8 protein-coding genes and 1 tRNA gene are annotated in these 12,304 nt (G+C 62.3%); 3 read left to right on the top strand and 6 right to left on the bottom strand.

Features of this window, described 5'->3' with window-relative positions:
- Positions 1–225: 225 nt before the first annotated feature.
- On the bottom strand, positions 226–549 hold the full coding sequence (locus X750_RS155680; RefSeq protein WP_023747097.1) for a hypothetical protein: 324 nt from the start codon (positions 547–549) through the stop codon (positions 226–228).
- Positions 550–664: 115 nt separating this feature from the next.
- Entirely contained in the window at positions 665–1,411 is a 747-nt protein-coding gene (locus X750_RS155685) for a hypothetical protein (RefSeq protein WP_023747096.1), read from the bottom strand.
- 358 nt (positions 1,412–1,769) lie between these two features.
- Between X750_RS155685 and X750_RS155690 the strand changes: the two genes are divergently transcribed.
- A tRNA-Ser gene (locus tag X750_RS155690) sits at positions 1,770–1,859 on the top strand.
- A gap of 414 nt (positions 1,860–2,273) precedes the next feature.
- The gene (locus X750_RS155695) at positions 2,274–2,672 is read left to right on the top strand and encodes a hypothetical protein (protein ID WP_023747094.1); all 399 of its coding nucleotides are present in this window, start codon (positions 2,274–2,276) and stop codon (positions 2,670–2,672) included.
- An 845-nt stretch (positions 2,673–3,517) separates the two neighbouring features.
- Here the strand turns inward: X750_RS155695 and X750_RS1000000163645 are convergent.
- From X750_RS1000000163645 to X750_RS155700, 3 genes are all read right to left on the bottom strand, one after another.
- Positions 3,518–8,044: an autotransporter outer membrane beta-barrel domain-containing protein gene (locus X750_RS1000000163645; RefSeq protein ID WP_156932373.1), complete on the bottom strand. Its 4,527-nt coding sequence runs from the start codon at positions 8,042–8,044 to the stop codon at positions 3,518–3,520.
- Positions 8,045–8,885: 841 nt separating this feature from the next.
- Positions 8,886–9,179, bottom strand: a complete 294-nt coding sequence (locus X750_RS1000000164225) for a hypothetical protein (RefSeq protein ID WP_023704064.1) — start codon at positions 9,177–9,179, stop codon at positions 8,886–8,888.
- A 192-nt stretch (positions 9,180–9,371) separates the two neighbouring features.
- Positions 9,372–11,165 (bottom strand): PAS domain S-box protein, encoded by a 1,794-nt coding sequence (locus tag X750_RS155700; protein ID WP_023747092.1) that lies wholly within the window; start codon positions 11,163–11,165, stop codon positions 9,372–9,374.
- A gap of 155 nt (positions 11,166–11,320) precedes the next feature.
- On the opposite strand from X750_RS155700, the gene X750_RS155705 reads away from it, so the two are divergent.
- Positions 11,321–11,689 carry a response regulator gene (locus X750_RS155705; protein WP_023747091.1) on the top strand — a complete coding sequence of 123 codons (369 nt, stop codon included), beginning with the start codon at positions 11,321–11,323 and terminating at the stop codon, positions 11,687–11,689.
- A 426-nt stretch (positions 11,690–12,115) separates the two neighbouring features.
- Here X750_RS155705 and X750_RS1000000165690 read toward each other — a convergent pair whose 3' ends face one another.
- On the bottom strand, positions 12,116–12,274 hold the full coding sequence (locus tag X750_RS1000000165690) for a hypothetical protein (protein ID WP_023747090.1): 159 nt from the start codon (positions 12,272–12,274) through the stop codon (positions 12,116–12,118).
- Between the last annotated feature and the right edge of the window lie 30 nt (positions 12,275–12,304).

The following is a 12,304-nucleotide window of genomic DNA, read 5'->3' as shown; positions in this document are numbered from 1 at the left end:
TTTCCGTTACGCGCCGCCCGTCTGCCCGGTTCTCCGGCAGGCATGCGGCATCAGCCAGGAGTGTACTCCCCTCCCGCTCAAGGCAATCTGGCACGGCCCGAAACAAAATTCACGCGGAATTTTGACCTTTTGGAAAAGCATGCCCCCCGTTGGAAAAACATGCCCAATGCGGTGACAGCTGTGGACGATTGCCGCGTTGTCGTCGCAGTCCGCTGGGACAACCCATCAGCCCGGCGCGAACTCTCCGCCGCGCCGCCGGCGCCGGTAGCCGATCGCATAGAGGATGAAGGCAAGCACCGCGAACACGGCAAACCCCGGCTGGGCAAGCACCCAGGCGATGCCGCCATCCCATATCATCGGATTGACCTTGGCGCGCACGAAGGTCTCGAAGGCCGCGCGGGTGTCGGGCGAAACCGCCAGCCAGCTCGAATTCAGCGGCGTCATGACCAATGCGGAAGCCGCCACCGAGCGCGTCGCGTCGAGCACGGCCATGATGACGGCGACCGAGAGTGCGATCATGGCGGCGAGGCGAAACAAAAAACGCAACATCGAAATCTTCCCCGGTCCTCAAGTTCCTCCCGAGGACCTTCCGGTCAAGGCGAGGAATAGAATGCGCACGCCCGGCGTGCAATCACCATACGCGAATTTGAAGCCTATCGCCCGCCTATATGGCCACCTTTCGGCTCCGCCGATGGACGAGCCAGACGCCAAGGACGCCGCCGCCAATGGCCCCGACCACCAGCCCGGCAAGGCCGATGAACACCGCGAAGTAGCCGCAGCCGCCTTCGAAACAGCTGATGTCGGTGGCTTCGGCGATCCCCGCGCCGAGCGCGAAGCCGGCGACGGCGCCGACGACGGCGCCGAGGGTGATGCCGGCCAGCGCGGCGACGATCGAACTAAAGGCTGACGGTGCCTGAGCTTCCGGCCTTGCATAAAAGGCCTTGGCCTCGTCGCGGCGGCGAAGCAGGTAAATGCAAAACAGGCCGATGACGATTTCGGTGGCGGCGATCGCAAGCTCCCTGGCGGAGACGGTGAAATCGGGCACGGTCAGCGCATAGACCTGCTCGGCCAGCCGCCAGGCGATGGTGGTGAGCTGCCAGATGGTGAAATGACGCGGAAAGCGCGCGGAACGGCTTAAGGCGAGGCCGAGCAGATAAAGCCCCCACACGATGGTGACGATGTCGAAGGCCAGTCCGCCAAGCACGAAATAGAAGACCCTGTCCGGCAGGCCGGAACTCTCGAACAGCCACCGCGCCGAGACCAGCCAGTAGACCGACCATGCCATGACGAAGAGGAGCCAGACCACGGGCACGAAGGACAGCCCGCTGTCCGGAGGCCCTGCGGGCGTCAGCCCGCCTGGCATGCCTCCGGCCGGCGTTCCGCTGGCCGGCTGTTCATTGCTCGATGTCATGTCTGGACGTTGCCCCCGCAAAGCCTCCGCCGCACTCGACAGGTGGCGAGGGGCGAAGTCAAGCGCGGCCGGCCCTGCCGCCTTGCCCGTGCACACCATTCAGAACCGAAGCGCCTTAGAAGCGGAGCCGTTCAAAGCCCCGCGAAACGATGCATGGCCGGCAAAGCGAATAGACTGCCGTTATGGCTTGGCATTCGGCGCCGGATCGACTAGATGAGCCCCGCGCCTGTTTAATTGACGGGCGCCGGGAAGGGCATCCGCTGGTTGGCGGTGTCCATCAAGCGGGTCTTCCCGCAAATCCCAAAGGGATGCATCTCCCCAACCCGCGTGGCAAAACCGGCCGGCGCGAATGCAAGACGGAGAGGTGGCCGAGTGGTTGAAGGCGCACGCCTGGAAAGTGTGTTTACGGGAGACCGTAACGCGGGTTCGAATCCCGCTCTCTCCGCCATAACGTGTTGTTTTTGTGTTTTTTTTGGACTATTTATCGATCTGCCATAACCGGGGAAACTCGACGGTAGCAACTCTTCGGTACCTTGCCCAGCCGGATATCTTGAGTCTCGTGGCGGCGGAGCATTTGCTTGTCCCTCACAGCGATGTCGGGTCTCGTAATCCTAATTCGCCGTCACGCCTCACACAACGAAAAAGCCCGGTCCATAGACGGCAAGATTGGGTCTTTGTGGGTTATCATTGCGCCGAGTTCGAATTTCCACGCTCGCTTAGTGGAGAGCTACGTAGCGCCGAAGCGGAAGACGCGACTTGTCGACAAGGCGTAGATCCCATGGTTGGCGGGGAGCGTTGGGCGTGTCCTTGTGCCGGCGCAGGGATGATGATTTGCTGCGATTCAACAAAGCGGGGGAACGCCATGGCGGACACGGTTATGAAGGCTCCGGTTCTGGATGTAGTTTTAGCATCTGGGATCGACCCCGCCTTAGGCACGGTGTCGGTCACATTTGGATCAATCGACACAAAGAGATTCCAACTCGATTTCTCCGCACAATGTGTTCCTTTGGCAATTGCTGCCCTCTCGGCCGAGATGGGAAAGCTCGTCGCCACTCTTCCTGCCGAAAGGACACCAAAACTGCAGGGCATTTCTATAACGAGCACTCAACTGGCCATGAAAGAGGACGGCACTGTAGCCATCTTTCTCCGATTGGAGAGTGGAGCGGAACTGCCGCTTGATTTTCGGTTGGACGACCTCACCCGCCTGCGCCAACAAATAGACGAAGCGGTTACGCTCGCGGATCGAAAGACCCACCACTGACTGCCGGCGTCTGGCGATTCCGGCAGCGCGATATAGTGGGCATGGCTTCCTGCCCCTGCTGGCCGGGCTCGGCACAACCGGGCCTAATGAAACAAACTGCGACATAGCGCGTTGAGGCTCATTCGCGGAGGGAACTTCAAAAATGGATCCGGTAACGGCTGCTGTGCTAGTTTTGCTTTCTTGCAGCCCCGGAGTCTGCGAACCACTCGATACATCACCGGCCGTTTTCGGATCCCTTGACACATGCCGGTTGACGCTAGCGAGGAGGCTCGCGGACGCGCCCAACGGGGAGATTGTCGGACGATGCCGTTTAATCGATCCGATGGCTACAGGTTCCGTTCCCGCGGGATACAGGACCGTTGTCGTCACGCGGGGCACAGGGGCGGATTCGGTGAGCAGTCGCTATATCGTCCCGCACAAGGACTGAACCCCGCGACATCGCACCTCTTACGTAGGGGAAGGAGGCGCGGGGCCGACCGGCTGTTTTGCCTTGCGCAAACGCTTTCGGCTGGCAAGTTCATCAACCGGCTACCCGCAGCAGCAGTTCGGGCCGGGGTTAATCTCTACGATGGCCGCGTCTACGGGCCTGGCGGCGAAGGCTTCATTCGCCTGAATGTCGGCTGCCCGCGTCCTCTGTTGCGCCAAGGACTGGAGCGCATGTCCAGCGCGCTGGCATCCCTGTGATCGACCGCCAGGGTGCTTCGGATGCGAGCCTGGTACTTGATGCCGGCAGCCGGTAAGGAAACGTCCGAGGGCGACGAGCCGGGTGGCCCGCAAGTCCGGATTCCATAGCCGTGCCGGACACGACCCTCAAGCCAAAGTCGACATGTCCAGCTTGATCGCCGCTACCATTTCACAGCGAACCCGAGCTTGGCGCCCAGGGCGTGGCTATCGCCAAAATCCTTGAGGCTTGTCCGCGCTGTCCCTTCTCCGAAGACGGCGTAGCGACCGTCCGCCCAGCTCAGCGAGCCACCAAGGCCGACACCGCCCCACAGCGCCTGATTTTCGCTGACCAGTTTCGTGCCAGACACATCGACATCATTTCCGTCGAGGAAGTCGTAGTAAAGGTTGCCGAGCCCATAGATGTGCGTGCGGCTGACTTGCCCCGCATCGTCCACCCACTGGTCTTCATAGTCCGCGGAGAGGCCGAGGCGGCCGACGAGACTGTTGGTGCTGCCGGGCGACACGACGGCGCCAAACGGGTCGGTGAACGCGTCGAAGTCGACCGAGGAATAGGCAAGCTGGGCCTGCGGCGTCAGCGACCAGTTGCCGTTGAGGGCGATCTTCTGTCCGGTCTCGATGCTCAGCCCGTAGCCGAAACCGTTGTTGCCGTCCGCAAGCGTGGTGCCCAGCGTGGCCGACCGGATGTCACTGTCATACCATGTCGCCTCGGCCTGCGCGTCGACGTAGAAGCCACCGCTGCCGAACCAGGTGAGCGTGCTGCCGACGCCGTAGCCGGTGGCAGCGATCGACCCTGCCCCGAAGATCGAGGAGACGTCCGACGACGCGGTTCCGTAGTGGGCCGTAATCCCTCCGATCAGGGTACCGGCGTCGCTTTCGTGCAGCAGGCCATCGATGCCGGCCTGCAGCTTCCAGGTGGTCACGTCATAGTTCGTGCCGGAGGTCGACGTCTCAGGCTTGATCTCGGCATGGGCAGCTTCGATGCGCGCCCATATCGCCTTGCCGTCGACCGAGCCCTGGCCTGGCAGGTCCGCACCTTGCGGCGTAGCACCCTCGCCCCACGACCGATTGCCAATGCGTTGCTGCATGGTGCCCAGTTCATTGAAGGCCTGCAGCACCCCTTCATAGGCCTCGTACAGCGGCACGCCGGGCGAATAGAGTGGCTGCGGATCGGGATCGCCGTTGACCAGGGCCGAACGCAGATACCAATCGCCATCGGCCGGTGTGCTGACGCCGTTCTTGTAGAGCCTGTATCCGTAGGCGCCCGCGACGACCGCTGCATCGCCTTCGAAGGTATAATTGCCGTCGAGCGAGAAGCTGCCGTTCGAGACGCCGCCGACGTCGACGATCTTGATGCCTCCGACCGTTTGGGCGCCCGACCCGCCGAAATTGACGACCTGAAGGGTACCCGTCCCTGACGTGTTGCCGGCGATCACCAGCATGTCTGTCGGCGAACCGTCACCACCGAGCGCAGCGTTGAGAACGACGGCGCCGCTATTGCCGACATAGTCGCCGCTTACGGTAAGTGTGTCGCCTGGGACGCCACCCGCGATGCGCACCGTTCCGGCGTTGCTCAGCCCCGCAATCGTCTGGGACGTGCCCGCAAGATCGAGCGTGGCGCCCGAGGCGACGGAAAACTGCGAGGAGGAACTGAACGCGTTCGCAGCGCCCGCGGCAAGCGTGCCGCCGCTGACCGTAGTGGCGCCGGTAAAGCCTGAGTTGTCCAACGCAAGCAGCAGCGTGCCTTGGCCGTCCTTGATGAACGTACCGGCGCCCGAGAACACGCCGGCATAGCTGGCGGAGGCGACTTGGTCGAATGTGAAGGAGGCGCCGGCGCCGATCGCGACATCGCCACCGAAGCGCTCGGCTGCCGAGACGAGGCCGCCTTGATTGACGGTCCAGTCCAGCAGCGACGTGCCTGACAGCGTCAGCACGCCGGCGCCATCCTTCATCATTGCGCCGGTGCCGGAGATATCGCCGGCGAAGCTGGCGTCCGCCGCCTGGTCGAACACGACAGTGCCGGAATTGCCGATGTCGCCACGAATCGAGGTTGCATCGCCGACCAGCGTGCCAGCGCTGACCAACGTGTTGCCGCCATAGCTGTTCGTTCCCGTAAGCGTCAGCGTGCCGGCGCCGGTCTTGGCAAGGCTGCCAGCGCCAGAGATCGCACCGGACAAGGTCAGGTCGGCCACAGTGTCGAAGGTGCCGCCGGCCGACGAAAGCGTGACGTCGCGCGCCGAGCTGAACGCCGCTGTGTTGCGCAGCGTCCCGCCGGAGAGCGTTAGGCCGCCAGCGGCAACGCCGAGATTGTTGTCGGCTGAAACAGATAGCACGCCGCCCAGGACGGTGGTGCCGCCCGTGTAGGTGTTGGCGCCGGACAGCACCAGCGTGCCCGCATCGGTCTTGGTCAGGCTGCTGGTCCCGGTTAGCACGGAGGCGATGGTGGCGGTGTAACCTGCTCCGGCCACCGTGCCGTCGCCGACCCGAATGATGCTCTCGCCGCCAGCGCCATCAAGCGTGATGGCGTCGCCTTCGATGCGGTAGCCATCGGCGGCGAATTGCATGCCCGTAATCGCAAGCGCGCCGGCGCTGCCGTCGGCGATGACGGTGCCGCCGAGCGTCTGGAAGATGGCGAAGCCGGGCTGCGGCTTCATCGCGCCAGTTACCAGGCCGGTGCTCGTCGTCCAGTTCAGGCTTGTCGCCGTCCACGTGCCGTTGCCGCCGTCGACCAGATCATTGTTGGCATTGCCGGCCGCGTCACCATCCCAGAAGAGCAAGTCGGTGCCGACGCTGCTGACGAGATTGACCTGGTTGGCGACGGAGGTCTGCACCGTCAGGTCGGCGGCCGTGACACCGGCCGGCAGATTGCCGAGCTCGAGACCATTGTCGGTGAGTGCGCCGCCATAATTGATTAGCCGGTAGACGCCAGGCCCGAAGCCGCCGACATCGGTGATGTTGAGGCTGCCGTCCAGCGTCAGCGCGCCGGTCACCTCGATCAGGTCGTTGACACCGCCGCCGACAATGCCCGCCTGGCCGAGCTCGTAGTCGAGCATAGAACCGGAGCTCAGGCTGAGCGATCCGACCGTAAGCGTGCCAGGGCTGGACCCCGGCGCCAGCACACCGCCATCGGCGACGATCACCGCGCCGCCGATCGAGCCGGAGCCGCCCAGCGTGCCGCCGCTGTTGACCGTCGTTTCGGTGCTGCCGAGCGAGCCCTCGACGATAAGCTTGCCGCTGTCGACGGTGGTGCGGCCGGAATAGGTACTGTCGCCCTTGAGCACCAGGGTGCCGGCGCCCTCCTTGTAGACGCCGCCCACGCCGCTCAGCTCGCCATTGGCGGTCAGCGTCGTACCCGCCGCCGCGCGGAAGTAGCCATAGGCGGAAGTGAGGTTGACATCGCGGCTCATGGCGAAGCTTGCTGTCGTGCCGAGTTCGCCGCCGTCGAGTGTCAGCAGGCCCGTCGCGGCACCCAGATTCTGGTCCGACGCGACCGAGATGCTTTTGCCGGTCCCGACCTTCGTGCCGCCGCTGTGGGTGTTGGCACCGGTCAGCGTCAGCGTGCCGAAGCCTTCGATGTCGACGCTGCCCGAGCCGGAGATATTTCCGCCGAAGGTGTGGGGGCCGAGGTCGAGAAACGAGACAGCGCCGTTGTCCAGGATGTCGCCACGGATCGCCACGGTGTTGCCGGCAAGCGTTCCTGCATTGACGATGTTGCCACCCGTATAGCTGTTGGACAAATTGGTGACGTTGAGGGTGCCGGCGCCGCTCTTGACCAGTGTGCCGGTGCCGGTCACCTGGCCTGACACGTCCAACTGCGTGCCTGCCACCGTGTCGAACCCGCCGGTCGAATTGATCAGGACATTGCGATTGGTGGCGAAGCTGGTGGTCGTGCGCAACGTGCCGCCGTCGAAGGTCAAGCCGCCCGAGAGGGCGCCCAGATTGTCATTGTTCGAAATCTGCAGGATCCCGCCGGACAAGGTCCAAGGCGTGACGGCAGTTGTCGTCCCCGTTAGGGTCCAGGTGCTGTTTCCGGTTTTCTCGTAGAACCCAAACCCGTCATATTTGGCGCCAGCGCCGATCTGCGACACACCGAAACTGGCGCTGATATCGCCACCCAGCTTGAATGTATCCGCGGCGCTGAAAGCGACCACATTGCCTGTGATGGTGGAGCCGGCCTGAATCTCCAGCGAATTGACGCCGCCGGTGAACTGGATGGCTTTGCCGGCTGCCGGCGTTCCGCCACCGGTGCCGACGGCACCGCCGCTGATCGTACCCGCATTGATGACCGCGATGTTGGCGCCCTTGATCCCTGCGGCGCCATCGCCGCCTGCCAAGGAGCCCTGACCGCCACTGCCGCCAACGATCGTCGCACCTAGCTTGTTGATGACGGTTCCACCTGAAAGCAGCAGAACAGCGGCGCCACCGTCCCCACCGCCGCCGAGAACTGTTCTTCCACCGGCACCCCCGAGCAGATTCCCGCTGTTCTGGATTGTCCCGCCGCCCATCAGGACGATGGCAGCTGCGCCGCCGCCACCACCTGCTTGGACCCCAATTGTGGAGAGACTCGTGCCGCCGGTAACGCTGCCGCCCGCCTCTACAAACACGTTTGCGGACGAGAATATGCCGACGCCGCCACCACCGCTGCCGCTGTTGCCATTGGTCCCACCTCGGCCGCCAGTGCCACCACTCACCGATCCTGTGCCAGTGACTGTAACGTCGGCCGTGGCACTGACGCCCACACCGCCACCGCCACCGCCGCCGCTCCTGACGACGCCATTCGTGCCAGGGGAGCCCAAAGCGCCGGCCCCGCCGCTGATGCTGGTTGCAATGGTCCCGTCTGTCGAGATGACCAGACCCGTAGCACCAGTGGCACCGGCAACGCCATTTGGGTTGTTGGCTGTCCCACTTACCGCTCCCGATCCTCCTGGCGCCCCGTCACCCGTCGTGAGGTCAATGCCGCCACCACCGCCACCAGCGGTCGCGCCATTGGCGGCATTCTGACCCGTGGCACTCGCGAGCGCGCCGTCAACGCCACCTTGTCCAGCGCCTGCGCTGCTACCATTGCCGCCATCGGCCCGAGCCGGCGCGGCGCTCAGCGCAAGGGCAACAGTTAGGATCATCAAGGCGGAAGTGCTGGAGCGAAGCGACACGACTTGCGGCAAGCGCGCGAGATGCAAAACCCAAAACCCATCACGCGCAATCCGCTCCGCCATGCCTAAGCTCCCTGATTCCTGAGTGCGCGAAGGCAGCATGAAAGCTATTCGCCCGCAAGAAGTTTATAGTCGTGAGAGCTACCAAGAAGCTAACGGTGATCAGTAAAATGAAGTCTGCGACTTTTGAGCGACAGAAAATAGTCAATATTAGATATAGCTTATTAAACAGAGACCTTACGGAATCGCGAGAACAATCTCGCTGCATGAATTTATGCGGAAACGTTCGGACCTCCTGGGCCCAGCCGATCCCATCGGGCGGAGGTGAGTTTCGCCTCTACGGGGGCGATGAGGCGCTAGGCTGCCCCTTGGGCGACCCTCACTATCCTGCAAGAAGTGATTCTGTAATCGACTCCCACTCTGCGTCTAGCTTGCCAGTTGCCACAGGCTGCCCGGCGCGGCGGTACCAGTAGGCTGCATTAGAAAGGTCGCCTTCTTTGCGGTGCAGATAGGCATGAACCCATACAGAGGCCGGATCAGATTCGTTGGCCTGCACACACTCATGCGCCCGCTCCCAATCGCCCTGTCTATCCCACCATAGAGCGTGGAGCGCCATCCCAAGATTCGCCGGGGGCTCTACACCCTGAAGGGTCGCACGGAACTCGTCGATGTCCATAGTTACCTCGCCTCTGGCTACGCCGGTCCTGTCCCGTTCCGTGCAACGAAATGCGCCCTCTGCCGGTGATTTGCTCTGTCGACTTTAGCAATGGCTCTGGCGATCTTTAGCGGAAACGGAGTTTTCGCTCGGCAAAGGCCGCATCAAGGGCTTCCAATTGACGAATGCTCGTTGCAGGGCTGCTTCCTGCTTCTAAGCTTCATGGACGGCAGAAGCTGCCACGGAAGCCAAAGGCGCTTCGAGGCTCCATGTTATGCCATGCGGACCGTGTTCGAGAATTCCCTGCCCACTGACCGCTGCGGGCGCAACCCGCTTCAGCACAACGGTTCCAAAGCCACCTTGTCCGACAGTCTGAACCTGCGGACCATCGGTTTCGGCCCAGGTGAGGTGAAAGAGCCTCGAAGCACCGGAACCGGTGATGCCCCATGTGACCGAGATCCGGCCCTTGTCCCCTGAGAGAACCCCGTATTTGGCCGAGTTGGTCGCCAGTTCGTGGAAGGCAATCCCGAGATACTGAACTGCGTTGGGACTGAGCACCAATGATGGGCCCGACATTTCGATCAAATCCCCCCGCGGGAAAGGCTCGACCTGGGCCGCCAAAAGGTCGCTGATCGTGGCACCCTTCCAATCCGCCGATACAAGCAGGTCGTGAGATCGTGACAACGCCATGATGCGCTCGCGCACCTGGGTTTCAAATTGTTTTGGCGTCTCCGATCGCTTGTTGGTCTCCCGGATCATCGACAGGATGACCGAATACTGGTTTTTCACCCGGTGGTTGACCTCGCGCATCAGCATGCGGATGCGATATTCATTCTCCTTCGTCGACGTGATGTCTCGCGCTATCTTCGATGCGCCGGTGATCTGCCCGGTTGCGTTACGCACGGGCGATATCGTCAGTGAAACCGGAACCAGGCTGCCATCCTTGCGCTGGCGGGTCGTTTCGAATGGTTCGACGCGCTCGCCGCGGCGAATGCGTTGGAGAATGCGGGGTTCCTCGTCCTGATGGTCTTCGGGGATCAGCATGGTCACCGACCGGCCAATCGCTTCGTCGGCGGTATAGCCGAAAAGCCGTTCGGCGCCCTGGTTCCAGCTTTTTATGATGGTGTTGAGATCCTTGCTGACGATCGCGTCAAATGAGGATTCCACGATCGCTGAGAGGTGCTGCCTGGTTTCTTCGGCACGTTGGCGGTCCGTCAGGTCCAGCAGCATGTTGACGGCGCCGATCAGAGCGCCGTGCTCGTCCCGCAGCGGTGTCGGGTAGGGCAGGAACGGAAAAAACGATCCGTCGGGACGTTGCGCAACAGCTTGCTGATTGCGGACCGGCCTGTTCTCCTTGAGCGCAATGGCCATCGGGCATTCATCGTGCGGCAATTCCTTGCCGTCGGCAGTGAACAGCTTGAACGTCACGCACCATTTATCCTTGCCGATTTCAGGCTCCCTGCCTGCCAGATCGGCCGCGGCGCGGTTGTAGTAGGTGATCGTCCCATCCTGATCGGTCGTGTAGATGGCGACGGGTAGGCCGTCGAGTATCTGGTGATAGGTACTGTCATGCTGCCTGAGCTCCGAGCGGGTGTGCACCAAGTCGGTTACATCGACCGTGAAGCACCGGGTGTTGATCAGCTTGCCGTCCCGGAAATGTCCGCTTGAGGTGACTTCGACGTGCTTGATCGATCCATCGCTGGCCCTCAATCGCGCCGGATATCTTACGATCTTCTCGCCATTGGCAAGGCGACCCAAAATGTCCTCTATGACGTCCCGGTCGGGATAGAACTCGGCGATGTGGCAACCGAGGTAGTCCTCTGCGGGATAGCCGAGAAGGTCGAGCTCAGCCTGGTTGGCATGCACGATTACGCCGTCTGCGTTCACCAGATGGAGGGCAACGGCGCCGTTTTCGAAGAAATCCTTGTAATCGAAATCCAGACCGTCATTGCTGGACACCCCCGGGTTTTCGAAGGCGACAACATTCGCCTGTGTTGCTTCATGCATCCCAAACACCTTGTCCAGTCCAACCAAATATAATGCGGCTTGGATCAGTTGGTTCCCATTGCTCGCGGTCTCGACCCGCTGCGCACGGGAACCGGACCCTAAAAGGGTCGTAGCCTCGACTCGTCTTCCATCTACAAACGTGCGATCATCCGCGCATGGGCAAACCCTTGGTCCTTGTCGTCGACGACGAAGCCTTGATAGCACTGGATATGGAGTCCACTCTTTCGGAGGCGGGCTTTGCCGTGGCATTGGCGGCGACATGTTCCCAGGCGAAACGTTTTCTTGCGGACCATACCCCCGCCGCAGCGATCCTGGACGTCAGGCTGTCGGACGGCGAGGCTGTTGACGCGGCAAAAACCTTGGCAGGGCGGGCGGTTCCTTTCATCGTCTATTCCGGCCTGGGGCTCGAGGAAACCCCCGAAGCGTTCTCGTCTGGCGTAAGAGTGATGAAACCCGCCGGACCTGCAGAGGTGGTCCGGGCTCTCAAAGCGATGACCGCCGGGCAGCATAAGGCGACGGGATAGCCGTGCTCTGAGCACCTTTGGTCTAAATTAGCCAGGCGCTGCCGGAGCAGCTGCCGCGCCTCACGGAGCAGCGAATTGCGGCCGGTGCCGATCAGGCGAACAAGGTCGCGCCCGTGATCCTCGGTGATGCCGGTCTCCCTGGCAATTGACAGCACCAGTGCTTCTTCCCTTCCACATTCTTAGGGTCGTGCCTTGCCTGTGCTGATCATGCCTTCTCCATCGGCTCAACGCCAAGATCTGAGATCTCATTCTCGACGCACGGTCAACCTCGTTATGCCGCGTTTGAGCGGCGGAGATAGCGGCTCAATTTTGCGTTGCCAGGATCGATCCTGGCACAGCCAAGTGGCCGGTCCGTTCGCACGATAATGCGCCCCGCGCAGGGACGGCGCCAGTACGGGCCAGATCGACCAGACAAATTGAGCGGTCCTATGCCTCTCCGAACTCGGTTTCGTTTCTTGACGTCGGGTGCCGCTCGTAGTCAACGGGCGGCGGCAGGAGCATGATTTCGGTCTCCTTGCGGCCGAACTCCCGGCCGATCTGGAACGCCGCGTAGATCGCGCCGAGGCGGATAAGGAATCTAAGCATGGGGGTTCTCCTTCGATGTTAGGAACCGCA

Source organism: Mesorhizobium sp. LNJC391B00 (assembly GCF_000502535.1).
Taxonomy (GTDB): domain Bacteria; phylum Pseudomonadota; class Alphaproteobacteria; order Rhizobiales; family Rhizobiaceae; genus Mesorhizobium.
The sequence above is the reverse complement of the archived record's forward strand: the minus strand, read 5'-3'. Positions and strand labels throughout refer to the sequence as shown.